Annotated in this window: 23 protein-coding genes; 14 read left to right on the forward strand and 9 right to left on the reverse strand. The window is 49.2% G+C overall.

The window, feature by feature from the left end:
- Positions 1-38: 38 nt before the first annotated feature.
- The 10 genes from IPF95_16130 to IPF95_16175 all read left to right on the forward strand — a co-directional run bounded on the left by IPF95_16130 (position 39) and on the right by IPF95_16175 (position 13,664).
- Positions 39-1,955 carry a glycosyltransferase gene (locus tag IPF95_16130; GenBank protein MBK6476213.1) on the forward strand — a complete coding sequence of 639 codons (1,917 nt, stop codon included), beginning with the start codon at positions 39-41 and terminating at the stop codon, positions 1,953-1,955.
- A gap of 64 nt (positions 1,956-2,019) precedes the next feature.
- Entirely contained in the window at positions 2,020-3,357 is a 1,338-nt protein-coding gene (locus IPF95_16135; protein ID MBK6476214.1) for a 2-oxo acid dehydrogenase subunit E2, read from the forward strand.
- Between the two features lie 72 nt (positions 3,358-3,429).
- Entirely contained in the window at positions 3,430-5,676 is a 2,247-nt protein-coding gene (locus IPF95_16140) for a PD40 domain-containing protein (protein MBK6476215.1), read from the forward strand.
- Between the two features lie 79 nt (positions 5,677-5,755).
- Entirely contained in the window at positions 5,756-6,562 is an 807-nt protein-coding gene (locus IPF95_16145) for a 3'-5' exonuclease (protein MBK6476216.1), read from the forward strand.
- 84 nt (positions 6,563-6,646) lie between these two features.
- A complete protein-coding gene (locus tag IPF95_16150; protein ID MBK6476217.1) occupies positions 6,647-8,767 on the forward strand; it encodes a hypothetical protein in 2,121 nt (706 codons plus the stop codon).
- Between the two features lie 134 nt (positions 8,768-8,901).
- A complete protein-coding gene (locus IPF95_16155) occupies positions 8,902-10,077 on the forward strand; it encodes a T9SS type A sorting domain-containing protein (protein MBK6476218.1) in 1,176 nt (391 codons plus the stop codon).
- A 146-nt stretch (positions 10,078-10,223) separates the two neighbouring features.
- Entirely contained in the window at positions 10,224-10,844 is a 621-nt protein-coding gene (locus IPF95_16160) for a fumarylacetoacetate hydrolase family protein (GenBank protein ID MBK6476219.1), read from the forward strand.
- Positions 10,845-10,898: 54 nt separating this feature from the next.
- Entirely contained in the window at positions 10,899-11,744 is an 846-nt protein-coding gene (gene kdsA / locus IPF95_16165; GenBank protein MBK6476220.1) for a 3-deoxy-8-phosphooctulonate synthase, read from the forward strand.
- A 100-nt stretch (positions 11,745-11,844) separates the two neighbouring features.
- On the forward strand, positions 11,845-12,867 hold the full coding sequence (locus IPF95_16170) for a CBS domain-containing protein (GenBank protein MBK6476221.1): 1,023 nt from the start codon (positions 11,845-11,847) through the stop codon (positions 12,865-12,867).
- A gap of 146 nt (positions 12,868-13,013) precedes the next feature.
- On the forward strand, positions 13,014-13,664 hold the full coding sequence (locus IPF95_16175; protein MBK6476222.1) for a phosphatase: 651 nt from the start codon (positions 13,014-13,016) through the stop codon (positions 13,662-13,664).
- A 23-nt stretch (positions 13,665-13,687) separates the two neighbouring features.
- Here IPF95_16175 and IPF95_16180 read toward each other — a convergent pair whose 3' ends face one another.
- The 6 genes from IPF95_16180 to IPF95_16205 are packed head-to-tail and all read right to left on the reverse strand — an operon-like array spanning position 13,688 to position 19,242.
- Positions 13,688-14,110 (reverse strand): DUF2141 domain-containing protein, encoded by a 423-nt coding sequence (locus tag IPF95_16180; GenBank protein ID MBK6476223.1) that lies wholly within the window; start codon positions 14,108-14,110, stop codon positions 13,688-13,690.
- 56 nt (positions 14,111-14,166) lie between these two features.
- On the reverse strand, positions 14,167-14,739 hold the full coding sequence (locus IPF95_16185; GenBank protein ID MBK6476224.1) for a leucyl/phenylalanyl-tRNA--protein transferase: 573 nt from the start codon (positions 14,737-14,739) through the stop codon (positions 14,167-14,169).
- Positions 14,739-16,421, reverse strand: a complete 1,683-nt coding sequence (locus IPF95_16190) for a S8 family peptidase (protein ID MBK6476225.1) — start codon at positions 16,419-16,421, stop codon at positions 14,739-14,741. Before IPF95_16190 ends, IPF95_16185 begins: the two co-directional genes overlap by 1 nt.
- Positions 16,408-17,115 (reverse strand): hypothetical protein, encoded by a 708-nt coding sequence (locus IPF95_16195; GenBank protein MBK6476226.1) that lies wholly within the window; start codon positions 17,113-17,115, stop codon positions 16,408-16,410. Before IPF95_16195 ends, IPF95_16190 begins: the two co-directional genes overlap by 14 nt.
- A 6-nt stretch (positions 17,116-17,121) precedes the next feature.
- Positions 17,122-18,222 carry a tRNA 2-thiouridine(34) synthase MnmA gene (gene mnmA, locus IPF95_16200; protein MBK6476227.1) on the reverse strand — a complete coding sequence of 367 codons (1,101 nt, stop codon included), beginning with the start codon at positions 18,220-18,222 and terminating at the stop codon, positions 17,122-17,124.
- 30 nt (positions 18,223-18,252) lie between these two features.
- Positions 18,253-19,242 (reverse strand): toxin-antitoxin system YwqK family antitoxin, encoded by a 990-nt coding sequence (locus IPF95_16205; GenBank protein ID MBK6476228.1) that lies wholly within the window; start codon positions 19,240-19,242, stop codon positions 18,253-18,255.
- A gap of 144 nt (positions 19,243-19,386) precedes the next feature.
- On the opposite strand from IPF95_16205, the gene fsa reads away from it, so the two are divergent.
- Positions 19,387-20,043, forward strand: a complete 657-nt coding sequence (fsa, locus tag IPF95_16210) for a fructose-6-phosphate aldolase (GenBank protein ID MBK6476229.1) — start codon at positions 19,387-19,389, stop codon at positions 20,041-20,043.
- Positions 20,044-20,111: 68 nt separating this feature from the next.
- A complete protein-coding gene (locus IPF95_16215) occupies positions 20,112-20,735 on the forward strand; it encodes a threonylcarbamoyl-AMP synthase (protein MBK6476230.1) in 624 nt (207 codons plus the stop codon).
- 3 nt (positions 20,736-20,738) lie between these two features.
- On the opposite strand, the gene IPF95_16220 is transcribed toward IPF95_16215, so the two are convergent.
- The 3 genes from IPF95_16220 to IPF95_16230 all read right to left on the reverse strand — a co-directional run bounded on the left by IPF95_16220 (position 20,739) and on the right by IPF95_16230 (position 24,290).
- Positions 20,739-22,277, reverse strand: coding sequence for an NAD(P)H-hydrate dehydratase (locus IPF95_16220; protein MBK6476231.1), 1,539 nt, complete (start codon positions 22,275-22,277; stop codon positions 20,739-20,741).
- A gap of 85 nt (positions 22,278-22,362) precedes the next feature.
- Positions 22,363-23,214, reverse strand: a complete 852-nt coding sequence (locus tag IPF95_16225) for a hypothetical protein (GenBank protein ID MBK6476232.1) — start codon at positions 23,212-23,214, stop codon at positions 22,363-22,365.
- A gap of 428 nt (positions 23,215-23,642) precedes the next feature.
- Positions 23,643-24,290, reverse strand: coding sequence for a protein-L-isoaspartate(D-aspartate) O-methyltransferase (locus IPF95_16230; protein ID MBK6476233.1), 648 nt, complete (start codon positions 24,288-24,290; stop codon positions 23,643-23,645).
- A gap of 96 nt (positions 24,291-24,386) precedes the next feature.
- Between IPF95_16230 and IPF95_16235 the strand changes: the two genes are divergently transcribed.
- Positions 24,387-25,391: a Gfo/Idh/MocA family oxidoreductase gene (locus IPF95_16235; GenBank protein ID MBK6476234.1), complete on the forward strand. Its 1,005-nt coding sequence runs from the start codon at positions 24,387-24,389 to the stop codon at positions 25,389-25,391.
- 48 nt (positions 25,392-25,439) lie between these two features.
- Positions 25,440-26,291, forward strand: a complete 852-nt coding sequence (locus IPF95_16240; protein MBK6476235.1) for a hypothetical protein — start codon at positions 25,440-25,442, stop codon at positions 26,289-26,291.
- Positions 26,292-26,297: the final 6 nt, after the last annotated feature.

Raw genomic sequence — 26,297 nt, forward strand, 5'->3', positions numbered from 1 at the left:
ACAATTTTCCGAGGTCGTTCCAGTGAACCTGACCCCGCATGAAACTATCCGTCATCATCGTCAACTACAATGTGCGTGCTTACTTGGAGCAATGCCTGCGCACTGTGGAACAGGCTCTTCAAGGAGTCGATGGCGAAGTGTATGTAGTGGACAACCAGAGTACGGATGGTAGCGTGGAAATGGTACGTTCGAAGTTCCCGGATGTGAAATTGATCGCAAATACGGAGAATGTCGGTTTCAGCAGAGCGAATAACCAAGCTATCCGGGCCAGCAATGCAGACTATGCCGTGCTATTGAACCCTGATACGGTTGTTGGGGAAGATGTGTTCCGCAAGGTCATCGACTTCATGGATGCACATCCGAAGGCCGGTGGTCTTGGCGTTAAAATGATCGATGGCCGGGGAAACTTCCTACCGGAAAGCAAACGTGGGTTGCCCACCCCGGCGGTGGCTTTCTTCAAGATCATCGGAATAACCCGGTTGTTCCCGCGTTCACGCATATTCGGCAGATATCACTTGGGCCATTTGGCGGAGAACGAGACCGCTCCCATTGAGATCCTTTCCGGTGCATGCATGTTCCTCCGTAAGAAAACATTGGATGAGGTTGGCTTGTTGGATGAAAGCTTCTTCATGTACGGCGAGGATATCGACCTCAGCTATCGCATTACATTGAGTGGTTATGAGAACTGGTACTTTCCGGAAGCGCGCATAATCCACTACAAAGGCGAGAGCACGAAAAAGAGCAGTGTGAACTATGTATTCGTGTTCTACAATGCCATGGCCATTTTCGCACAGAAGCACTTTACGCGTAGGCGAACGAATTTACTCAGTCTATTGATCAACGGCAGCATTTACCTCAGTGCCGCAGGAGCGATCGTTGCGCGGTTCCTTCGGAGAATGCTGCTGCCGATGGTCGATGCGCTGATCATCTTCATTCTGCTGCTCACACCGTATGTCATCGACAAAGGGTCGGCACCAACGTTGGAAATACTTCTAACATCCGCTACATACACTGCGATCGGGTTGATCTGTGCAGCACTCTTTGGAGGGTACGATCATCCCGTGCGCTTGGGGAACGTGTTCAAAGCGTTCGGTGCGTGCAGCATCATTGCATTGGCAATATGGGGCATAACAGGCACAGCTTACTACAAGAACATGCATTTTGCCTATGTACTTGGTATCCTGTTGGCCGGTCTGTTGATCTCACGCGTGGCATTGCATGCTCTGGGCATAAAGCCATATAGTTTGCGCACCTTGGACCGTAAACGCGTTCTCGCGATCGGCACACGCGATGAATCCAAACAGGCCTTGGCCCTTTTGTGGCAAACGCATTTCGGGTTGGGCAAACAGAAGATCATGAACGTAGAAGCCGCGCTGCGGAAAGATGCGGCAACCTCTATCCGCAGGAAGATCCGCAAACACGGGATCGATGAAGTGGTATTCTGCGCAAAAGATCTGCCATGGGGGCGCATCATTGAATTGATGGAGGAGTTAAGGCGCTCGCGTGTCATGTTCAAGATCGCACAACCAGCACGCGAGTTCATTATTGGCCCTAACAGCATAGAAAGCTTAAGCGATCTATTCATCTTACCGCAATACGCGATAAACAATGCCGAAGGCAAACGCATGAAACGGATCACCGATGTCTGTATCGCCCTGGTTACCGTGACCCTGCTCCCGATCACGCTGCTTCTGGTAAAAGACCGCGTAGGCTTTCTACGGAATTGGTGGGAGATCATGCGCAATCGAAAAAGTTGGGTGGGGTATGCACCGAACGGCATGAGCTCCCTGCGGCTCCCCAAGCTGTTGCCGGGTGTACTGGATCCTTTGGTAGCAAGCGCAAACCGAACAGAACTGGTCGCTATCCGGAGCAACATCACCTATGCGAAGGACCACACCGTTCTACGCGACCTCCGCACTGTGATCGAGGGGTTTGAACAATTAGGTGCATCCTAGACGTACCCACTTGAGCGCCTATAGTTACCTTTGACCAACTTCCTGCAATAGAGAATAAGACCGCATGTCCCAGATCGATATACTCCTACCCAAAATGGGCGAAAGCGTAGCTGAAGCCACCATCATCAAATGGCTGAAGAAAGAAGGTGAACATGTGGAAGCTGATGAGCCTATTGTAGAGATCGCAACAGATAAAGTGGACAGTGAAGTACCAGCGCCCGAAGCCGGGATTCTTACAAAACAATTGGTCAAGGAAGGCGACGTTGTCAAAGTAGGTCAGCTGATCGCGCAGATCGGTGGCGCCGCTGGAGCCAGCGCACCAGTTGCTGCGGCTGCCGCACCCAAAGCGGTTCTTGCTCCACAAAGCAATGGAACCTCACATAATGAGCCTGCGCCAGTGGAAGCCGGTATGGATACCGTACAACGTACTGGACCAAGCGGTAAATTCTACTCGCCGTTGGTCCGCAACATTGCAAAAAGCGAAGGCATTGGGATAACCGAACTGGAAAGCATTGCCGGGACCGGTGAAGGTGGCCGTGTAACAAAGAAGGACATATTGAACTACCTACCCGGCCGTGGTGCATCAGGATCCCCAGCGACACAAATTGCTCCGGAACCTGTTAGTACGCCCAACCCAAGCTCACGATCGCAGTCCACCGCTGCACCAAGCCCACCAACACTACAACTCGGCGATGGCGATGAAGTGATCGAGATGGACCGCATGCGAAAAATGATCGCCGATCATATGGTCAAGAGCAAGCAGACCAGCCCGCATGTCACCAGTTTTGTTGAGGCTGACGTAACGGAATTGGTGCTTTGGCGCGATCGCATCAAGAAGGCATTCGAGCAGCGTGAGGGAGAAAAGATCACGTTCACGCCCATCTTCATCATGGCATTGGCGCAAGCCATCAAGGAAATGCCAATGATCAATATCCAAGTCAGTGGAGCCACGATCATTAGGAAACGGGATATCAACATCGGCATGGCCGCTGCTTTACCCAGTGGCAACCTTATCGTACCGGTCATCAAGAATGCTGATCAGTATAATTTGACCGGACTTGCTAAAAAAGTGAACGATCTAGCGGCTCGGGCACGCGCTGGAAAGTTGACACCGGACGAGATCAGCGGAGGCACCTACACCGTAACGAACGTCGGCACATTTGGCAACGTTCTGGGAACTCCGATCATCAATCAGCCCCAAGTAGCGATCATGGCAATGGGTGCAATTCGTAAGAAACCTGCTGTAATAGAAACCCCACAGGGCGATATGATCGCTATTCGACATCAAATGTTCCTCTCGCACAGTTATGATCACAGGGTCGTGGATGGTGCGCTGGGCGGGCGTTTCGTGCGTCGCGTTGCCGATATTCTCGAAGCTTGGAGCATGGATCGTGACTTTTAGTGACCATTAGATCCCGGAAAATTCTACTTTTATCCGCTTTCCCATAACACCGGAACACCTGAACGCATTGCAATGAAGAACGGCTACGCGGCCCTTAGTTTGATCGGCCTATGTACACTCACCTTGGGGTTAAAAGCCCAACCTGCGAATAATTCCTTTAATTGGAAATTCGAGGAGGGTAACAAATTGATGGAAGAGAAATTCTTCAATCAGTCTGCTGAGATATGGTACCAACTTTTGGACGGGGACAAAGAGAACAGTAACCTTAACTACAAGTTGGGCTACTCGTATTTCATGTCCTACAACCAACAGGACAAGGCCCTCCCCTATTTGGAGAAGGCGTCGCAGCTGCGCGATGCTAGCGGAGGCCATGGCAGTTTCAATACCGCTGGATATGACCCGTTCGATGCCAAGGAACGCAATTGCCCTGCTGAAGTGGATTATTATCTCGGTCGTGCATATCACTTGAATACGGAATATGATAAAGCCGACCAGTTCTATCAGAAGTTCCTGGATGAAACAGGTGGTAAGCATACCTTAACGACCATTGCTAGACGTGGATTGGAGCAAACTGCGAATGCGCGGGTCCTTACCAAAACACCGAAACCATACTTGATCAGTAACGTTGGTCCTGTTGTGAACACGGATCATCCGGATTTCAGCCCTGTGCTTTCCGTTGATGGGAACGCTTTGTTCTACACATCGCGTCGAATTCGCCCCGATAGCTCCAATAGCAGCATCATTGATCCGATCGCTGGTCTGCCTTACGAGAATATCTATGTGAGCTACAAGGATCGTGAAGGCGAGTGGCAAGCACCTGAATTGCTCAATATCAATCCAACAGGAGCTGGTCACTTGGCATCGGTGAACGTTGCGGCTGATGGACAGACCTTGTTCCTTTACCGCGATGACACCGGTGATGGTAATATCTACGAAAGTAAACTTGTCGGTGAGGTTTGGAGCGACCCGGTACTAATGGGCTCAGACATCAATACAAAGTCATGGGAAACACACGGCACACTGACTTCGGATGGTAATATCTTCTATTTCATCAGCGATCGTTCCGGTGGAGAAGGTGGCCGTGACATCTACAGAGCAGTGCGTTTGCCGGATGGTCTGTGGAGTAAGTCCCAGAACCTTGGTAATGTTGTGAATACCCCATACGATGAGGACGGTGTGTTCATTCACCCGAACGGACGTACCATGTACTTCAGCAGCGTGGGCCACAATTCCATGGGCGGTTTTGATGTATTCACCACCGAGCAACAAGAAGATGGAACGTGGACACCACCCGTAAACTTGGGCTATCCATTGAACACCGTGGATGATGAGGTCTTCTTCATTACCACTGCCGATGGATTGCGCGGTTACTTCAGCTCAAACCAGGAAGGTGGTTATGGTGAGAAGGACATTTATTTCGTGGATCTTCCAACAGAACTCGAGGCCGAAGGACTAACAGTTCTGAAAGGGTTCGTGATACCCGCAACCGGTGAGGCTTTGCCACCGAGTACCATACTCTATGTAACGGACAAGGCGACCGGAGATGTACGCACCTACAAACCTCGCCAGCGTGATGGTGTGTATGTAGCCATCCTCCCTCCTTGCAAAGAATACAACTTGGATTACCGTGTGAACGATGTTACTGTTCACACCGAGGACATCTTCGTTGAGTGCGAAAGTTCCTATCAAGAGATCAACAAAGAGATCTACCTGAACCCGGTATCATTAGGCGGTCCAGCAAGTATTGTGGACCTTCCTAAAGGTTCGCCTCCAGGTGGTAAGGAGAAAGGTGAGCCGATCGCACCAGTAAAACCAGGCGATCCGACCAATCCTACTGACCCAACAAAGCCAACTGACCCAAGCAAGCCAACTGATCCTACCAAGCCTGCATTGACGGACAAGGAGCTTAAAGAAACCGATCCGAAACACGTAACCCCTGATGGTGGTTATGCCGACGAATACGCACGCTACTACGAGTACAATGCCAAAGACATTGATAACAACGAAAAGCGGTGGAAGGAATTCGTTGATGTTGTGGTAGGGTTGATCGATAAGAACGGAGAAGCGAAGATCGTGATCGAGGCCAGCGCATCCAAAGTGCCTACCAAGACATACGGCACCAACGACAACCTGAGCCGCCAGCGTATGGAAGATGCACGTAAGCGATTGGTGGAAGCAGTTACCGCACGTGGAAAGGATGCCAACCTACTTAAGCTGGAAGCAGTGAACAGTATTGTTGCCGGTCCGAAATACGCAGGTGACTACAAGAACACTGAGAAGTACGAGAAATACCAGTACGCAAAATTGAAAGCGCGCTAGAGGAATTGCACGATCGTTGAGAACTTAAAGAAGCCCCGGCCATTGGTCGGGGTTTCTTCGTTGTTAGTTTTATGGCTCCATGACAACAGACCTATTCGGGACACCCCCACCCACGAAATTGACACTTGAACGCCCTTTAGCCGTATTCGACCTGGAGACCACTGGCGTGCGCATTGGCACGGACCGCATTATCCAGATCGGGATAATGCGGCTCTTACCTGATGGGTCACGAGAAAAATACCAGACCTTGGTGAATCCGGAAATGCCGATACCGACTGAAGCAACCGAAGTGCACGGCATTACCGATGCCGACGTAGCCGACTCCTCCACCCTTAAAGATCTTGCTCCCATCATCATCGAGGAACTGGCGGGCTGCGACCTTTCCGGCTTTAACCTATTGCGGTTCGATGTGCCGTTCCTTGCTGAGGAGCTGCACCGTGTAGGCTTTGAGTGGGACCACGCCAGTTCTCGCATTGTGGATGTGCAACGCATCTATCACAAAATGGAACCCCGCAACCTTAGCGCTGCACTGAAATTCTACACCGGCCGTGACCATGAAGGCGCCCACGATGCACTGGCCGATGTGGAAGCCACAGCCGATGTGCTACTGGCCCAACTGGAACGCTATCCGGATAAGCTGGAAGGAACGATCGACTTCCTAGGCAAACTTAGCGGTGACCGCGAACGCAGCCCGGACGCTGCGGGCAAGCTCACCTTCAACGACAAAGGCGCCATCTGCCTAAGTTTCGGCAAATACAAAGGCTGGACCTTGGAGAACATCGGCAAGAACGACCCCGGTTACATGCAATGGCTCATGACCAAAGCGGACCTTCCTGCCAGTACGTTGACGATCATGAAGAATACGTTGGAGGCTATTGGTTCTTAAAGAGACACGGTCTAAATGTTAACACCGAACCATATTATTTTGAGATCTCTAGTTGTTCTATGTATATGCATCTGCAAAATTACTTTGTATGCGCAAATCCCGATCGACAGCCTTATAGGATACTATGATTTCAATGGATCCCTAATTGATGCTTCTGGAAATTCAAATAATATAACTGCAGCAAGCGGCACATACACTATCGATCGTTTTGGTTTAGCTAATAATGCATTTCTGCTTGATGGCATTACTGATTCATTAGCCATTCCCGTATCAGAGTTTGCTCCTATTCTAGGAGATTTTACTATTTCATTCTGGTATAAAACCAATTCATCCGACATCATGAATTTATTTTCATCTAAACAATCTCCGAATGATACCACCGATAATTTTGAAATTCAGCTGAACAGCCATAATGCCTATTACCTCGAATACCTGACGCAGACCTGGTATCAGACTTTTGTTTATTGGAACGGATCAGGTAACGATCCAAATGCAGTCGGTGAAGGAGTGCCCGGCAATTTTACGAAAGGTGAATGGTGTCATTTTGTTATTACTAGAAATGCAGACACACTTAAAATATTCAGAGATCATGAAGAGTATATTTTCAGTATAGACAATTTGTACGGCGGATCGCTAGGTGAACTTACAGAATTGATCTTCAGTTCCTCTCCCCATCGTTTCAAAGGTGCGATAGATGACTTACGTTTTTATGATCGTGGAATGGATCAGGCAGAAATTGATCTGCTATGGTTTGAAAATAGCCCCTTCCACTTTATCTCTCCTAGGTCAACTGATGCATATGTACAAGGCTCTGCTCCACTTGTGTATTGGCAATATGATACAACACAGGTCAGTGATTCAATAAATGTTGATTACCAAATTAATAACGGTGCATGGCAATCCTATTTACCACATTCTCACATGGCTTACGAAAATGCGTTCTATATGAGTTTACCATATTCAGTTGGTACAAGTGTGGAAGTGCGTGTTAGAGATGTGGCTGATACAAGTAAACAATTAACTACAGGATCATTCATTATCAGTGAATATGATTGGGTAGAAGTAGCCAATTCACTGCCGTTCAATTCAAAAGATGGTGCAGGTTTGTTGAATTTCAAGAACAAGATGTGGCTATTGGGTGGTTGGGATCCACCATACCATCCGCCCAATTATACCCATAGTGAGGTATGGAGTTCAGCCGATGGTGCCAACTGGAATTTTGAAACCCTTGCACCTTGGCCTGCAAGGCATGCTGGCGGTTGGCTTAATAACGATAGTTCAATGTGGGTTGTAGGAGGTGATCCTCAATCAGGGTGCCTTACTGATGTTTGGCAAAGTGCTGATGGTATTAATTGGATACAACTTGAAGATACCATTCCAGGCTATGTAAAGCGGAATAATCCGAACTATGCATATGCGAACAACTCGCTATATTTATTTGGCGGGGAAGAGTGCAGCGGCCTTCCTTTGAATGATGTTTGGCAAAGCAACGATGGGATCGATTGGGTTCAGTTGCCAAATGCTCCTTGGAATGGGCGTGGTATGCAGCTTAATTCATGCGTTGATAGCTCAGGACAGATCTGGATGCTTGGCGGAAGCAATGATGGAACTCGGAGATCATTCAATGAAGTTTGGAAAACAGGCGATGGAACTAACTGGACACTTGTAAATGGATCGGCACCATGGGCAGGCAGGTACTGGCATACTGTTGCCTGGTTCGATAATAAAATATGGTTGATGGCAGGAATGGCAACGGGAACTGAAATGAATGATGTATGGTATTCATCCGATGGAATTAGTTGGCATGAATTAAAAAGTACAACTGGTAATTGGCCAGAAGGCAATAGGCATGCACAATCTACTACCGTTTTTAATAATGCACTCTGGTACATGTGTGGTATCAGCACAAATTCATCTTGGAAGATAGTGAACACAGAAAGCACAATAGGAATAGATGAAATTGACAGGAATAAAGAGCTTATCTCATTATATCCAAACCCTGCTACATCTGCCATTGAACTGCGTTCTCACCACTCTACGATAATTGGAAATTATCAAATTATTGATCTATTGGGAAATGTTGCTGATAGTGGCACCATCCAAGATCATTTTGGTAGTATTGGCGTTTCAGAATTACAATGTGGTTACTATTTCATTCAATTTGAAAATTGGTCATTGGCGCCAGAAAAATTTGTAAAGTACTAATGTGTCGATCCATCAGGACAATTTTCGAAATAAAGGTGTTCAGTCCATAAAAATAAGATCAAACTGATTTTGAATAGATCAAGGACGTATTTATAAATAGGCGCTTGACAAGAGGTCATTTGATCCAAACAAAAATGCAGATCGATCCACAAGTAAAAAACTCAGTTGCTCTCGCAGGACTGATCCTTATTTCAGCAACGGTTGTTGCGCAACCTTTCAGCGTAGGCCACAAGAGCGTTGAGTTCTATGATAGTGATCGAGATCGCAACGTTGCGACCGAGATCTATTACCCAGCCGATGTTGCTGGCAACGATGTGCCTGTTTCCGTTGGGAATTTTCCCGTGCTGGTCTATGGCCATGGATTTGTAATGGGCTGGGATTCTTACGCTAACGTTTGGAACGATCTGGTGCCGAAAGGCTATGTGATCTGCTTTCCGAATACGGAAACGAGTTTTTCACCGGATCACGGGCAGTTCGGTCTGGACATTCGATTCATAGCTGCTCAGATGCAGCTCGAAGCCCAGGACAACAATTCGATCTTCTTCAATTCTTTAGCTCCCGAAACAGCCCTAATGGGTCATTCAATGGGTGGTGGAGCTTCGTTCTTAGCGGCGGAGAATAATCCGAACATTACTGCTTTGGTGAATTTTGCGGCTGCGGAAACCAATCCATCTGCAATTATGGCCGCAAGGAACATTACAGTTCCTTCACTCATATTCTCAGCTACATCTGATTGTGTTGCTCCAGCTAACGTCCATCAGGACATTATGTATGACAGCCTAAGTTCTAGTTGCAAGACGCAGGTCAATTTGATCAATGGTGGTCACTGCAACTTTGCGAACAGCAATACATTTTGCGGGTTAGGTGAAACATTCTGTGGCGGAAGTGGCAGCCTTACCAGAACTCAACAACAAGCGGTTACGAGTGATCTTTTGGGCCTTTGGTTGGATTATACGTTGAGGGGAAACCTGAATTCCTTTGCAGTTTTCAACGACTCTTTAGTGAGTTCTACCAGAGTGAGTTATTCGCAACAGTGCCTTACTGTTGGCTTAACGGACTTAAGTGCTACCAACGAGTTAGGCGTCTATCCGAATCCGGTAATTGATAAGTTCGATCTGCGTATACCCAATCAGTACACGGATGGCATACTCACCATGTTCAACCTGGTCGGTCAGCAAGTTGATCAACGCAAGATCACCAGTACCATTGATGAAGTTGATATGACCAGCTATCCCACCGGAACTTACTTCCTTCGGTATGAAAAGAACGCGAAGATCCTGTACAACAAGATCATCAAGATCGTTCGCTAGTTGGGTAGAAATATCACCTCGCATTCATGTTAGAATTGAACTACGCTAACGCTTAGTGGCTGCAGCTTAGGATCACTGTTAGTAGATCACCGTTTGGTCGATCGCGTTGCATGCATATCTTTCGGAACACAACCCGATCGAGCACCATGAAACTGATCCACATTGGCCGGAACTACGGCGAACACATCAAGGAACTTGGCAATGACCTACCGGCTGAACCCGTAGTATTCCTCAAGCCGGAAAGTGCGTTGATCCCACCCTACGGACCGATAACATTGCCAACTTTCAGTGATGATATCCATCATGAGATCGAGCTTGTCTATTCGATCATCCGCAAGAATGGCAAAGCCGTTGCCGATAAGGTCACCATTGGGTTGGATCTTACCGCGCGCACCTTGCAAAGGCAATTGAAGGAAGCTGGTCTGCCTTGGGAAAAGGCAAAGAGCTTCGATGGCTCAGCTTACGTAGCCAGTGAATTCACTGCGTTGGATTCGTATCCGAAAGGCCACCACATCGACTTCATGTTGAAGCGAAACGGTAAAGTGGTGCAAAGCGGCCACAACGGGGAAATGATCTTCCCGATCGACGCTCTGATCTCCAATGTGGAGAAATACATGCTCTTGGAAACCGGAGACCTGATCTTCACCGGAACCCCTTCCGGTGTTGGTGTTATTGAGGACGGAGATCAATTGGAGGGCTATTTACTGGGCGAATTGCTCTTCGACCTGAAGGTGGAAAAGGTGAAAGTGAAAGCATTGGCAATGTAGGGTACCTTTGCAGCCCTAAATCCCGGAGCATACTCCGGGGAATGAACCAACTCAATGACCAAGATCGTTAACGTAGGCAACATCAAATGTGGTAGCGACCAGCTCTTTTTGGTCAGTGGTCCATGTGTGATAGAGACCGAGGATGTGATGCTCCGCACCGCTGAAAAGCTGAAAGAAGTAAGCGAACGGATAAAGGTGCCGGTGATCTACAAAAGCAGCTTTACAAAAGACAACCGCAGCAGCGTGGATTTCTACCAAGGTCCTGGATTGGATGAGGGATTGAAGCTTTTGCAGCGGATCAAGAATGATTTCGGGTTTCCCATTCTTACGGACATCCACTACCCTTCTCAGGCCAAGCCAGCAGCGGAAGTTTGCGATGTGCTGCAGATACCGGCCTATCTCTGCATGCAGACCACCTTGGTGACCGAAGCTGCCAAGACCGGTGCTGTGATCAATCTGAAACATGGACAGTTCCTTGCGCCGGAGAACATGATCAAGCCAGCGCAAAAATGCGAGAGTGTGGGCAATAGCGAGATCATCCTAACGGAACGGGGGTACACCTTCGGCTACAATGATCTGGTGGTGGATCCACGGGCATTCTACCATTTGCGCCAGACCGGCTACCCGATCATTTTCGACATCACCCATAGCATCCGCAAGTACGGTATTCCAAGTGCGGATCCACGCGGCGGTAACCGCGAAGTAATGCCCACCATTGCACGTGCAGGAGTTGCTGCTGGCATCGATGGTGTGTTCATCGAAACGCACCCAGATCCAAGCAAAGCCTTATGCGACGCAGCAAGTCAGCTCTGCGTGTACGATCTGGAAGAATTCATGAAACCTTTGATCGACCTACACGCCGTTGAGGTGAAATACCGTCAACAACCTGTAACCATTTAACCGAAACTACGGCGGAATCCTAGTACCGTCGACCCATTGGGTCGACTCTACAGGATGACTGACCAACGAAACACGTCCCTTTCACTACCTCACACCAACCATGGAACTTTACTTAGACAGTGCAGACATAAAAGAGATCGACGACGCCTTCAAACTCGGCTTTGTGACGGGTCTTACCACCACACCAACATTCATGCACCGTGGCGGTGTAACGGACATCGATAAGATGATCCTGGACCTTGCCAAAAAAGTGCCTATTCTTCAGGTAGAGGCCCTTGGCGAAACCGCTGAAGAAGTTGTAAAGGAAGCGAAGCGTCAGTTGAAGATGGGCTTGAAAAAGAGCACCACGGTCTTCAAGATCCCGGTTAGCTTGGAAGGATTGCGTGCTTGCAAAATGCTCCGCGACGAAGGCATTATGGTGAATGTGCATTTGGTGTACACGTTGCAACAGGCCTACATGGCCATGCAAGCTGGTGCTACCTATGTGTGCCCGTTGGTCGGTCGTTTACAGGATCAGGGCCATGATGCGCTGGCACTCGTTGAGCAATGTGTTCGGGCAGTGAACTATTACGGTTATGACACTAAGATCATGTTCAGCAGCGTGCGTACCGTAGAGCATGTTCGCAACGCCGTGGAACTGGGTGTACATACCATCACCGTGCCTTGGAAGTTGATGAAACAATTGACCGACAACCACTTCACCACGATCGGCACACAACAATTCTACGAGCACACCCGCCTGATCACCATGAAGGTGAAGGACATTCTGCCACGCAACAATCCGATCGTAAAGGACGGAGTTACCGTAAGTGATGCGTTGGTCACGATGACCAAGCATGGTTACGGTGCCGTTATGGTGGTAGATGGCAAGGGCAAGAACATCGGTGTATTCACGGATGGCGGTCTTCGTCGTGGGCTTGAGAAGGATGGCAATAAATTCCTCGCTAAAAAGCTGAACACCCTGAAATTCAATGCGCCATACACCATAAGCCCGGAGTCGCTTTTGGATGAAGCACAGAAAGCATTCAAGGATCACAAAGTGGATACATTAAGCGTAAGCGAGAACGGCAAGCAGTTGGGTATGCTCGATATTCAGGATCTGTTGAAGGCGATCGCAGGATAGTTCTGGAGAGAAAGCAAGAGAGAGTACCGAACCATGATAGATGCACATTTAGGGGCGAAAGATCTTTCGCCCAATACAGTGCATTTGACCGAAGACCCTACGACCGTGATTTTCGGCGAATAAAGAAGTTACCGCAATAAACGGCCATGCCCGAAACACGCTATAAGACGCCCAAGAAAGAGCTTGAGACGCGGATGAACGGCATTAAGGCCGTGATCTTCGATTGGGACGGGGTTTTCAATGATGGGTTCAAGGACGAGGCTGGAGGCAGCCCGTTCAGCGAAGTGGGCAGCATGGGCGTGAATTTGTTACGCTTTGCGTTATGGCTGAAGTATGGTGAACTGCCCAAAGCAGCGGTGATCACCGGCAAGCAGAACCACTATGCAGAAAGCTTCGCGCAGCGCGAACGCATGCATGGCGTATACATGGGCTTCAGCCATAAACCGGATGCGTTCAATGTCTTCCTTGCCGAACACGCGCTGAAGGCTGATGAGGTCGCTTTTGTTTTTGACGATGTGCTGGACCTTTCCTTGGCCGCGATCTGCGGGGTTCGGATCATGATCGGCAGCTCGCCTACCGCTTGGCTCGTGGATCAGGTGATCGCACGAGGCGAAGTGGACGTCGTTACCGGAAATAGTGGCGGCGAGAATGGATTACGCGAAGCAACTGACATACTGATCGATCTGTTGGGAAATGGCAAGGCGGTATTGGATAACCGTGTCGGATTTACTTCCGAATACCAGCAGTACTTATCGGAACGTCAAGCGCTAGTGCCGAAGGTGGTGCGGAATGCATAGTGTTGGCTGAAGAATAGTGTACGTCAACCTTTCAATTTCACCTTTATGGTAATTGGCTCGCTCCCGACTTTAAAAGCGGCCTGCTCGAAACTTGGTGGACCGAAATGTCCCATTGCGTTATTACTGAATCCGAAAGGCTCGTTAGGGATGCCTAAGGCGTTTGTTCCAAGCTTCTCATCACTATCAACGTCTTGAAATAATTTCAGGGCATACGTACCATTCGCAAGACCTGAGTAGGTCAGTGAAATTGACTTACCATCGACTTTCACAGCTTTGAACGCACAGCCTTTTTCGGTAGTGAAAGCAGCCTCATTTGCACACAATGCGGCGCGTATCACACCTCCTGCAACTATATCTTTGACCTGCACTTCGATCGTCAACGTGGTCTGTGCGAATAGAAAACTCGAGCAGAATAGAATGGCACTGAGCGCTGTGATCCGTTTCATGACGTCATCCCTTGCATAAGACATGCCGAAGATGCAGCTTTGGTTCCAATACTCGGCTAAGCAGGCAATGCCTCACTCAGCAATACCCGAAAGTCAGCACGCGGTATCTCAATGGCACCGAGCATTCTCGTATGGTCATTCATGTATTGCGTATCGAATAGCGTGTAGTTCTCGGAACGCAAGAACTCAGCGAGTCGATAGAATGCCGCTTTGCTAGCGTTGGGTTTACGGCTGAACATACTTTCCCCAAAAAAGGCATTACCGATATTAACACCGTAGATACCTCCTATCAATTCGCCCATTTCCCAGGTCTCCACACTGAGTGCAAAGCCTTTCTTGTGCAGGTCGATGTACGCCGCGATCATCTCCTCCGTGAGCCAACATTCTTCGCGGTTCGCACACGCGCGGATCACCTGCTCGAAACGCGTGTTGACCGTGGTACCGTACCCTTTATTGCGAAAGAACCGTTGTGTGCGCGAGTTGGGGATCAATTCATTCAACACAAAAATGGCTCGCGGGTCAGGGTCATGCCAATACAATTCACCATCGTGGTGCGCCATCGGAAAAATACCACGGATGTAGGCGGACAAAAGGGTATCGGAAGTAAGCGGCCCGTGCTCACTAGGCATTATCGCGCAACAACGACCACCCGCGACACTACCTGATCGTTGGAAATGATCCGCAGAACGTATGCACCTTCTCCAAGCGAAGTCGTCCCGCCAAAATTCAGTAACGCCTTACCGCCAGCAAACGGCACGATCGCGCTCCAGGCCATTCGGCCGGTAGCATCGAACAGATGAACTTGAACAGGACCTTGTGGTGCATCGGTCAGTTGGATGGTCAGTCGATCATTGAAAGGCATGGGAAATGCTCCAAATGAAGAGGAACCATTCTCGATGATCTGCGTTGTCATGGACAAATGATCGTGGGCTGAACCAAAGTTCGGAATGCCGTACCCTAATGAATCGTTGGGATCCATGAACAGAGAAGCACTCCTTCTGACGGCATCCATAATATCATGGCCGGTGCGCTCTGGGTGCAATTGCCACAGACAAGCGACCAGCCCAGCAAGTATCGGAGAAGAGAATGAAGTACCGTTGATCGGTGCAATGCTATCGCCTTCGTACCGCAAGCCGATCGCACCCCAGCCCATTGCGCAGACATCAGGCTTTACGCGACCATCTGCGCTAGGGCCTCGCGAACTGAAGGGGGCGCTGTTACCTACATCGCCAACCGCACCAACTGTTAGGATATCGATCGCATCTGCTGGCGCACTGATGTAGTACCAGTCACTTTGACCAGAATTACCGGCGCTTTGTACTGGGATCATTCCGAGTTGTGAAGCGATGCCTGCAGCGATGCTGATGCGGATTGTCATCCCATCCAATTCAGCATAGGTGTGGTTGGTCAAACTATCATCGAAGGTGGTATAGCCCAAGGACGTATTGATCACATCACACCCCATGCTATCGGCAAGTTCCACGCCGGCGATCCAATTATCCTCTTCCACGCGTGCCTCACTGTCCACATCCTCCGTTCGTATCAGGACGTAATCCGCTTCAGGCGCGGTCCCTTTCAGCTGCTCCGGTAGGTGACCGACCATGCAGCTCAACACCGACCGTCCATGCCAGTGATCATTGTAGACATCGCCATCGTGATCCACCATATCGCGGGTCATGATCACTCCGTTCCGTGCAAAAAGATCCTGGAACGCCGGGAGGCTATCCGCTTGATCGAATCCTGAATCCAACACACCGATCAACATACCTTGACCCTTGGCTTCAATAAGATGCAAGGCCTGTCCGTTCATCATGCTGATCTGCGTCCACGATGGACCATAATCCGCTTGATCACCTCCTCTTTCTATGCTTAGAACCGTAGTTGGCACCCTGAATTTATCATCAACAGGAGATCCGATCAGCGCTTTAGTGGCTTCATAGGCTTGTACGAAAGGAAGCGCTAGAACTGCATTGAGCGCATTCTGATCGGTGGTTCGAATAGTTATGGCATTGAACCATTTACTGCGGTTGAGCAATTCAATATCGCCTTGTGCAAGTACCGTAGCGATGTACACCGGATCTACCGGCAGATCCTGTTCAGTAATAACAACGCCTTGGTTCACGCGGCGTTGAATGGCACGGGCCGATAGAAATACTTCGGGTTGTGTTATGGAATATGGCGTTGCATCCTTATCCGTGAACTGGATCCAGAACACGGTAGGTTCCGTTTGTGCCGATCCACTCACTAGGATCAAAAAAAGCGCAATAGCGGAAACGACCCTTCCAATAGTGGTATGATCAATCTTGTCCATAGGCTACCATTTCCATATCCAACCGAAAGCCTTCTACGCGAACCTGTGGTGGCAGCCCAATTGGATATGTTGTTTGTGTATTGGATTCTTCCCAGTACTTCTGGACCATACCGATGTTCTTCACGTAGCGTTCATCGAAATTACGTTTGTTTACCGCATTGGGACCGACCTTGTTCCTTACTACGAGCGTACTATCGAAGGCCATTCCGTTCAATGCGTAGGGCGTATCCACTTCCTTGTAATTCACTTCAAGCTCTTCGTCGGTGTTGTACACATTCATGTCCCACGAGCGGTTATTGCGCGTTGGGAATGACAGCTTCAAGCGGCGTTCATTCTCTTCTGTACGTTCAGCTGCAGACGAATTATGGGTTCCTGTCCATACATCACGGATCACCCATTCATCCTGGTCGTTCTTTATGAATCGATGGATCCGGTGTGCCGGACGTCCTTCGTCATCGGTGTATTCCTCTATGACCCGCTCCAGCATGCGATAACTCAAACTGTCCCATAGCGGCTCCGGTACAGCATTATCATTCCTCCACATGCTATCAACCTGATACTCGATCCAAGATCCCACTTTTACAGGGAAATAGCCGTAGCCGAGATCCACGATCGGCGGATCCTCCTTTTTACACGCACTGAAAGCGATCACCAATGCGAACGTTACAAGTGCAAAATAGCCGGTCTTCTTCATGCTCGCTTAATTTTCACGGTCAATGAATCCACCTCCTATCACATCGTCCCCATCATAGAAGACGGCACTCTGCCCCGGTGCGATGCCTCTCACGGGAGCATGGAACTCAATTTTAACACGTTCACCGTCCATTTTAAGGGTACTTGGTGTGCCTTTGTCCTTGTATCGGACTTTGGTCACTGCTTCAATATCCCCGTTCAACGCATCAATTTTCTGGAAGTTCGGGCGGCGCACCCACATGCTCTGTCTGTCCAGATCCTCCTTCCGGCCAAGCACAACGGTATTCGTTTCCGGCTTTATCTCCGTAACGTAGAGTGGTTCACCCGTTGCAATTCCCAATCCTTTGCGCTGTCCTATCGTAAAAAACGGGTAACCATCGTGTTCGCCTAGTTCCGTACCACCTACGCTAACCAACTTTCCATGTGCCAACTTGGCTGTAGTCTCAGGTTCTTTCCGTTTCAGGAATCCTCTGTAATCATTATCAGGAATGAAGCAGATCTCGTAGCTATCCCCTTTTGAGGCCAGTTCGGGAAATCCGCTATCCAAGGCCATTTTACGAATATCGCTTTTGTGGAATTTACCGATCGGGAAGCGCGTGCGGGCCAGGTTCTCTTGCTCCAGCCCCCATAGCACGTAACTCTGGTCCTTGCCGGGGTCCAATCCAAGGGAAACAACCCATCTCCCTCCATCCTCCAGTTGCCGCACGTTCGCGTAATGTCCGGTGGCGATCAGCTCACAATCCATCATATCGGCCCGTTTCAATAACGCATCCCACTTGATGAAGGTATTGCACAAAACGCAGGGATTCGGCGTTCGTCCGGCCAAGTACTCACTGGTGAAGTTTCCAATGATGGCATCACCGAATTCCTCCCGGATATCGATGATCATATGATGAAAGCCGCGACTAACCGCCATGTTCCGGGCATCGTTGATACTATCCAGGTCGCAGCATCCGGTGATCCGTTTACCTCCGGAAGTATCGGCATAGTCCCAGGTCTTCATGGTAACACCAATGACCTCGTACCCTTGATCATGCAACATGAGCGCTGTAACGGAGCTATCCACCCCGCCGCTCATGGCCACTAATATACGTCCGTTCTTACTCATATCCCGAAAGGGAATACCGAAATAATGATCCTACTTAACCTCTTCACCACCAATATACTGCGTAGTCTTCACCAACTTCCCTTTCTCATCGTACTCCTTCACCTCGCCTTCCAATAGATCGTTCAAGTAAGCTCCTGTTCGCTTTTTGGATTGGCCAACTAAGGTACGTTCCATCTCAGAGGGGGTACCACGGACCTCATCTGCTGGCATCGTTTTCATTTCCCACCTACCATTATCGTAATATTCGGTAAACGGCCCTTCGCGTAATCCTTTCTTGTAGATCACTTCACTCTTCAGCTGCTCGTCGTCGTAATAGTCGCGGAATGTGCCATTCTCTTTACGTTCTTTCACGAGGTTTCCCTTCGCGTAGAGCACCACCAACTGAATTGAACCATCCTCGTTGAAATAGATCCACTGTCCATCACGGCTACCATTGACCATTTGGCCTTCGATCTCTTTCGGGCCTTTTGCAAAGTAGAAGACCATTTTCCCTTCCGGTTCACCATTCATATAGATCGCTTCTGACTTCAGTTTGCCGTTCTCGAACCAACTCTTGGTCTCACCATGTTGAACACCTTTCACGAAGAGTTGCTTCTCCGCGACGGATCCTTCCGGATAATAGGTGACCTGTTCCCCTTCCAGCACGCCATTCCTATACCTTTCAATTCGATTCAGACCACCTTCAAAACCGTAATAATTCCAAGTACTGTCTTTCTTCTGGTCCACGTACTTTCCTTTGGCCATTAAGGTGCCTTCCATTCTGAAATGCTCGGCTCGGCTCACATGGCCATCTCCAGCATGGATCTGCACGGTGGTCAACACCGCGTCCTCATCGAAGTGTTTGAATTCTCCTACCGGCATATCGTCCTTGAACTGACCGGTATAACGCACTGCTCCGCTATCCCATTTCTTGCTCCATGGACCCTGTTTGCGGCCTTTTGCATCAGTGACGTTCTGGGCCACAACTGTAGTAGCACAAAAAGCCAGAACGGAAACGAGAAGAATGAATGGTCTTATCATCGGGATCGCAAAAGTACGGGCTGTCGCATGGATAATTCGGGATGAGTACACAAAGCATGTACCATGCACGTTAATACAAATGGTGTCCGAATAATCTTGGACCACCTTAACTACCTTCGCACCCCTTAAAACGTACCCTACCCTATGAAATTCTTCATCGACACAGCCAGTTTGGCGCAGATCAAAGAGGCACAGGACCTTGGTGTTTTGGATGGTGTGACCACGAACCCTTCGCTTATGGCCAAAGAAGGCATCAGTGGAACGGATGCTGTGATGAAACATTATGTGAACATCTGCAATATCGTGGAAGGCGATGTGAGTGCGGAAGTGATCGCAACGGACTATGATGGCATGGTGCGCGAAGGCGAGAATCTAGCAGCATTGCACCCCCAGATCGTTGTAAAACTTCCAATGACCCGGGATGGTGTAAAAGCGATCAAATTCTTCACAGGAAAAGGGATCAAGACCAACTGCACGCTGGTATTCAGTGCTGGGCAGGCATTATTGGCCGCAAAGGCCGGAGCCACGTACGTATCGCCGTTCATTGGTCGGTTGGATGATGTTAGTACGGATGGGGTTGGTCTGATCGAACAGATCCGCGTGATCTATGATAATTACGGTTATGCCACCGAGATCCTGGCCGCTAGCATCCGCCACCCTATGCATATTATCCAATGTGCAGAAGTTGGTGCCGATGTAGCCACGTGCCCGCTAAGTGCTATAACGGCACTATTCGATCATCCATTGACCACGATCGGTCTGGAGAAGTTCTTGGCTGATCATAAGAAGGCACAAGGGTGATCGTGGAACTGCTTTCGAGCCTAAGCTTGAAATAATAGGACAGTTCGCTAATTCGAAATTGCTGGAAAGTGTTGATCCGTATTCATCCCGAAAACCCTGAGCCTCGGAAGATCGCGCAGGTCATTGATCTGTTGAATGATGGCGCAGTGGTTGTTTGTCCTACGGATACCGTGTATGCGTTCGTTTGTAGTGCACACCAACCCAGAGCTATTGAGCGTGTGGCTTGGCTCAAGGGCGTAAAACCCCAGAAAGCGGACCTTTCACTGATCTGCAAGGACCTGAGCCAGTTAAGCGCTTACACGCGACAGGTGGGTACTCCGGCATTCCGAACCATGAAAAGCGTTCTGCCCGGACCGTATACGTTCATTCTACCGGCAAACACGGACATCCCTAAATTATTCAAGAACAACAAACGCACGATCGGTATCCGTGTCCCGAACCACCCGATCCCGATCGCGCTTGTTGAAGCCTTGGGACATGCGTTAGTGGTAGCTTCCGTGCATGGGCAAGATGAGATCCTTGAATACACCACGGATCCTGAGTTGATCGATGAACAAGTGGGGCACCAAGTTCAAGCCGTGATCGACGGTGGTCTCTGCGGATTGGAAGGTTCAACGGTGATCGACCTGAGCGACGACCGGAATCCGGTAGTGCTTCGTGAAGGGAAGGGGCCTATTGACGGACTGTTCTGAACATTACACCTCGCCGCGCAGTGATCTCCAAGCAGCAGGGATCGCATTCACTGTATCCATTGCCGTCATGCCATCCATTCCGATCGTGCTTGCAGCTAGGTCACCCGCCATTCCGTGGAGATACACTCCGAGCATTGCAGCTCTATCCGACGAATACCCTTGCGCTAATAGACCCGTGATCAGCCCGGTAAGTGCATCACCGCTCCCCCCTTTGGCCATGCCTGGGTTCCCTGTTGGATTGAAGCGCACGTGGCACTGAGGTGAACATATCGCAGTCCAAGCACCTTTGAGCACCAGAACACACCGGTTCTTAACGGCAAATTCCCGTGCCAGCTCAAGTCGTTCCAAGCTTGATGAAGGTTGTGTATGCACGAGGCGATCAAACTCCTTTGGATGTGGAGTGAGGATGCTGTCCGGAGGTAAGAATGCGATCCAAGTCGGCTCTTCAGCTAAGATATTCAACGCATCCGCATCAAAGACCATAGGGCAGTTGGCGTCCTGGATCAATCGTTTGAGCATCAGTTTAGTATCGGGTTCTGATCCAAGTCCTGGTCCTACACCGATGCTCGTAAAAACAGAAAGCTCGGGTAATCGAGTGACACTGCTACTAGATGGCTCTATAGAGCACATTGCTTCAGGCGCCAGTGTTTGCAGGATCGATATGCCATCTGCAGGTACATGGGCAGTTACCAGCCCAGCGCCACTTCTCAATGCCGCGTTGGTGGCTAACACGGCTGCACCCATCTTGCCGGTAGAGCCGGCGATCACCAGAGCATGCCCAAAGGTGCCCTTATGTCCGAAAAGAGGTTTGGGTCTCAAGCTGTCAGCCACATCATGTTGCTCAACAACATAGGCGAACGTATCCTCTTTATTGATCCCATCAAGATCCAATTCAATAGGGACCAATTGCCAATGACCAACGAACGGCGCCCTATCAGCCAGGAACAAAGCCATTTTAGGAACGCCAATGGTCAGGGTCCATCGAGCACGGATAATATGTTCCGGGTCCTGCAACGTGGAACCTGTTGCATCCAGCCCCGTTGGCACATCGATCGCAATTACCGGATTGCCTGCATTATTGATGACCTTAACACAATCCTTGATCAGTTCATTTAGTGGCCCGGATGCACCGATACCCAATAGTGCATCAATAACAACCTCGTTCTCAGCGATCTCGAATAGCACTGATCCAAGTTCAACTTCGACTACAGGAATGTCGGTGAGTTTCAGGACCTCAAGATTCGCCAAGTGATCAGCAGATGCCTTCGTGGTATGAAGCACACGTAACACACGGACTTCCATTTCCGCCTTTTGAAGTAATCTGGCAATAGCAAGTCCATCACCGCCGTTATTGCCCATTCCAACAAAAACAACGAAACTGACCTCATTAAGTCCAAATGCATCCGCCCTCACAAGTTCTAGGATGCGTTCGGTACATCGCTTAGCGGCGCGTTCCATCAGCTGAAGGGAAGAAATACCTTCTGCCTTCAATGTACGCTGGTCGGCTTCTTTAACGTCTTTTGGAATTAACACGGGGATCATGACCGAATGTACTATTGAAGGAAGAGATACCCAAAAAAGAAAGGCCCCCGTTTCCGGAGGCCTTTCAAGATCACTTAACTATTCCTTATTGGAAGTAGAAATTCACACCGATAGTAGCGCCAGTAACGCTATTGTCCAAGCTGAATGCACTCTGCTTACCAGATGGGCCTTCAACTGTGGTTGAAACAACTGCACCAGCACCATTTGATGCTGCAGCGTCCCATGAATCAGTTGTGGTCTCTCCGAATCCGGTGGTTGCAAGCATAAAGCCCCAACCGTATTCACCGCTCAATGAGATCTTAGGAGCGCAGAACCACTCGATACCAGCGAATGCACTAAGACCTAGACCAAATGTTGATCCGTTCTTTGCTTCAGTTACACCTTCACCTTGACCGAATGAGTTAGTTGGGGTCTGGTTCGTAACGGTCAATGCATTACCATACTCGTATTTACTCTTGCTGCTTGTAAGTCCAATGTTGAACATAGCACCGTAAACACCTACAACGCGGGTGCTGCCGACACGCTTCTCAAGACCTGCGCCCAAATTAAGAGCGAAGTATCCGTTCTTCTGTGTGTCTTCCACCTTAGCTACTGGATTTGAAGTGCTGGTTGCATCGTCAACAAGAACTGTGTTCTTGGTGCTTCCGAATCCAATACGGATCTTACCGCGGTAAGCCGTGTTGGCATCTACCAATTTCTTACCTTGAATAGCGAAGTTGGAATTAGCCCATGTAAGACCACCACCGATGTTATTTTCTGAGTGACCATTGAATAGGTTACCAGCGTAGTTGAGAAGAGGATTTGCATCAAAGGTCAATCCCCAATCGCCATCCTGAGATAGCCAGTTTTCACCGCGATTGCTGGTGATCTCACCCGTTTGGGCGAATGTAGCCGAGCATGCTACTAGCGCTGCGGCGAAGAGTACGATCTTTTTCATGTCGAACGTTTTTTGGTTTACGTGCTTTTTGTGTGGTTAGTGGAGTGATCCAGCGGCCAAACGTACCGCAGAAGCGGGCCAAAAGTAATGAACAATAGTTAATGATCCTAACAGCTTTTTGTTAAGAACCTTGATATCATTCATTTCGATCGGAAGTTTGTTCACGATTGCGTTTTTTACTGGATCCGGGGCGAATGTAGAAAAGTTCGCTGATCAACTATGCTGATAGTTATCAGTATTAGTGAACGTCGTGCTTTCCATGTGCGATGGGCTTGAACGTATGCATCATATGAAAGGTTACACTGTAGGCTGATCTACGCTATATGCGCACGGCATATACTGGGATCGACAATTGTTGATGAATAATGCGGGGATCATAGAAACCCCATGGAATATCCCTTGCTCACACGCATGAGCATCGCTTGGACCTACCCCGTCTTTTGCTCGAGCATTGGAACGAATCGGAAATCGCCATGAGATGTAGAGGTAACCGTTCCGTCCAATTGTTTCTCGACAACGGTCATTACCTGGAGATCTCCTTCTCCCACGGGTATAACAGCTCTCCCACCCGGTTTCAGTTGTTCCAATAGAACGGGCGGCACATAAGGGGCACCACACGTAACGATCACCCTATCGAATGGAGCCTCTTTAGGCAGACCAACGTATCCGTCACCGTAATAGGTAGCAGCACGTATCCGCATGTCTGCAAGCTTGGTCTTGGTTCGCAGGTAAAGAGGGCGCTGGCGTTCGATCGTGAAAACACGTGTGCCCAATTTCACTAGCACCGCACACTGATAACCACTTCCTGTACCTACTTCAAGCACCTTCATTCCAGGTCTCAATTGAAGTAGTTCGGTCTGGAATGCCACGGTATAAGGTTGTGAAATGGTCTGTCCACAGCCAATGGGAAAGGCAATATCAGCATAGGCTTGCTGCAAAAAAGCGGTATCATCTATGAACTGGTGCCGCGGGATGGCCCCTATGGCTTCCAAAACCTTCGGATCCGTTATTCCTTTCTTCCTCAGCTCTTCCACCAACTGATTCCGCAAGCCTTTGTGCCTGTATCCATCTTCCATAAGCGCCATCTCGGTCCAAAAGTAATCGGCAGAATAGCGTTGCCGAAATGGACCGTTACTTTTGCCGCCCATTTTGTTGACCTGTACAGTGTACACATGGAGGAGAACGAGAAGCAGAAAAGATCATTGAAGATCGGTGTATTGGGTGCCGGGCATCTTGGTCGTATCCATATTCAGCAAATTCAGGAGATCCCTGAATGGGACCTGATCGGGTTTTATGACCCGCATCCTGAAAAATGTGCAGCGATCCATGCAGAATTCGGGGTGCCGGTCTATGATTCCATCGATGAGCTTTATGCTGCAGTAGAGGTGGTCGACGTGGTTACACCCACACTTTCCCATTTTGATCTGGCGATGAAAGCAATGGCCAAAGGAAAGCATGTGTTCATCGAAAAGCCGGTTGCGAATTCGGTTGTTGAGGCCCGAACCATCGTAGAGCGATCAATGAAAACGGGACTTCATGTTCAAGTTGGTCACGTGGAGCGTTTCAATCCGGCATTCTTGGCAGCCCTACCCTTCTTTTCCAGCCCAATGTTCATCGAGACCCATCGATTGGCACAGTTCAATCCACGAGGAACCGATGTAAGTGTGGTATTGGACCTGATGATCCACGATATTGACATCATTCTACATGTGGTAAAAAGTGATGTTGAACAGGTACATGCCAGCGGAGTAGCTGTTGTGAGCGATACACCCGATATCGCAAATGCCCGGATCGAATTCAAGAATGGTTGCGTTGCCAATCTAACGGCGAGCCGGATAAGCATGAAGAACATGCGGAAAAGCCGTTTTTTCCAACGGGATGCATACATAAGTGTGGATATGCTTACCAAAGAAACTGAGATCGTGCGGATGAATGTTGTGAAAGGCGAGCCTGATCCCTTTGCGATCACCGTAGCCTTAGGTGAAGGGAAAGGAGTTCGGGAGATCAGTTTCGAAAAACCAGAGATAGCGGTAACAAATGCGATCAGAGAGGAGTTGAGGTCCTTCGCTCAGAGCATCTCAAGCAACACCACGCCCCGTGTACCAGCTGCAGACGGTGCCGCTGCGTTGGAGATCGCTCACCGTGTTCTGGAGGGCATGACCGTACAAAAAGCTTGATCTCGCATACTGATCCATATTATTCCACCGTTACTACCACGCCCGCGCATGATCCGAACTCTAGGCACTCTCCTCATTGCCGTTATTTTTCTTGGTTCTTGCACCAAGGGCGATAAGGTGCCCAGCTATTTGATCGTTCCCAGCGTGGACCTGAGCACCTCAGGATTACAGGGCAGTAATACCAAGAACATTACGGATACTTGGGTTTATGTGAATGATGAGTTCATGGGTTCATGGGAATTACCCGCGAGGATCCCGGTGCTGAAAGAAGGAAGCGTTAACGTGCGGGTTGATGCTGGGGTGAAACGCAATGGGTTCTATGACGAGCGGATACGTTATCCATTCTACACGCCATGGACAGGAACGGCAGAACTTGTCAGAACGAATACTGCAACGATCGCCCCAGTGGTGAATTATACGGAACAAGCCACGTTCTGGATCGAAGGATTCGAGGATGCTGGGTTCTCATTCCTTGTAGCCGATAGTTTGGATCACCTATTGCGCTATTCGGCTTCGGAATACCCGGATCTCACTGTGGATGGCACCTCGTTCGGAGGCTTTGAACTGGATCAGTCGAATCCAACGATCACGATATACTCGGACCAGGATTTCAGCGCGTCCGGTGGTGCAACATTCCTTGAAATGAACTACCGGAGCAATGTCAATCTGGAGGTGGGTATGTTCTACGTTCTGGACGGTATTGCACAATCCAGTTTTATTCTGGGCGTAACCCGTTCGGATAGAGAAGGCACCGGCATGATCTGGAAAAAGATCTACATCGACCTCTCAGCAGCCTTTAATACTTCAATTTCCCAGCGCGACATTCATATCAAGGCAACAATTCCCTCGGACCAAACGTCCGGCACGGTGTATCTGGATAATATCAAATTGGTTCGCTAGCGAAGG

This window comes from Flavobacteriales bacterium, from assembly GCA_016704485.1.
Taxonomy (GTDB): Bacteria; Bacteroidota; Bacteroidia; order Flavobacteriales_F; family PHOS-HE28; genus PHOS-HE28.

Excerpts from the sequence above, each read along its gene's own strand:
- IPF95_16195 (MBK6476226.1), bottom strand. The coding sequence starts at position 17,115 with ATGAAGAAGACCGGCTATTTTGCACTTGTAACGTTCGCATTGGTGATC.
- IPF95_16175 (MBK6476222.1), top strand. The coding sequence starts at position 13,014 with ATGCCCGAAACACGCTATAAGACGCCCAAGAAAGAGCTTGAGACGCGG.
- IPF95_16185 (MBK6476224.1), bottom strand. The coding sequence starts at position 14,739 with ATGCCTAGTGAGCACGGGCCGCTTACTTCCGATACCCTTTTGTCCGCC.
- IPF95_16160 (MBK6476219.1), top strand. The coding sequence starts at position 10,224 with ATGAAACTGATCCACATTGGCCGGAACTACGGCGAACACATCAAGGAA.
- IPF95_16230 (MBK6476233.1), bottom strand. The coding sequence starts at position 24,290 with ATGGAAGATGGATACAGGCACAAAGGCTTGCGGAATCAGTTGGTGGAA.
- IPF95_16235 (MBK6476234.1), top strand. The coding sequence starts at position 24,387 with ATGGAGGAGAACGAGAAGCAGAAAAGATCATTGAAGATCGGTGTATTG.
- IPF95_16180 (MBK6476223.1), bottom strand. The coding sequence starts at position 14,110 with ATGAAACGGATCACAGCGCTCAGTGCCATTCTATTCTGCTCGAGTTTT.
- IPF95_16220 (MBK6476231.1), bottom strand. The coding sequence starts at position 22,277 with ATGATCCCCGTGTTAATTCCAAAAGACGTTAAAGAAGCCGACCAGCGT.
- IPF95_16240 (MBK6476235.1), top strand. The coding sequence starts at position 25,440 with ATGATCCGAACTCTAGGCACTCTCCTCATTGCCGTTATTTTTCTTGGT.
- fsa (MBK6476229.1), top strand. The coding sequence starts at position 19,387 with ATGAAATTCTTCATCGACACAGCCAGTTTGGCGCAGATCAAAGAGGCA.
- IPF95_16140 (MBK6476215.1), top strand. The coding sequence starts at position 3,430 with ATGAAGAACGGCTACGCGGCCCTTAGTTTGATCGGCCTATGTACACTC.
- IPF95_16145 (MBK6476216.1), top strand. The coding sequence starts at position 5,756 with ATGACAACAGACCTATTCGGGACACCCCCACCCACGAAATTGACACTT.
- kdsA (MBK6476220.1), top strand. The coding sequence starts at position 10,899 with ATGACCAAGATCGTTAACGTAGGCAACATCAAATGTGGTAGCGACCAG.
- mnmA (MBK6476227.1), bottom strand. The coding sequence starts at position 18,222 with ATGAGTAAGAACGGACGTATATTAGTGGCCATGAGCGGCGGGGTGGAT.
- IPF95_16135 (MBK6476214.1), top strand. The coding sequence starts at position 2,020 with ATGTCCCAGATCGATATACTCCTACCCAAAATGGGCGAAAGCGTAGCT.
- IPF95_16190 (MBK6476225.1), bottom strand. The coding sequence starts at position 16,421 with ATGGACAAGATTGATCATACCACTATTGGAAGGGTCGTTTCCGCTATT.
- IPF95_16170 (MBK6476221.1), top strand. The coding sequence starts at position 11,845 with ATGGAACTTTACTTAGACAGTGCAGACATAAAAGAGATCGACGACGCC.
- IPF95_16130 (MBK6476213.1), top strand. The coding sequence starts at position 39 with ATGAAACTATCCGTCATCATCGTCAACTACAATGTGCGTGCTTACTTG.
- IPF95_16205 (MBK6476228.1), bottom strand. The coding sequence starts at position 19,242 with ATGATAAGACCATTCATTCTTCTCGTTTCCGTTCTGGCTTTTTGTGCT.
- IPF95_16225 (MBK6476232.1), bottom strand. The coding sequence starts at position 23,214 with ATGAAAAAGATCGTACTCTTCGCCGCAGCGCTAGTAGCATGCTCGGCT.
- IPF95_16155 (MBK6476218.1), top strand. The coding sequence starts at position 8,902 with ATGCAGATCGATCCACAAGTAAAAAACTCAGTTGCTCTCGCAGGACTG.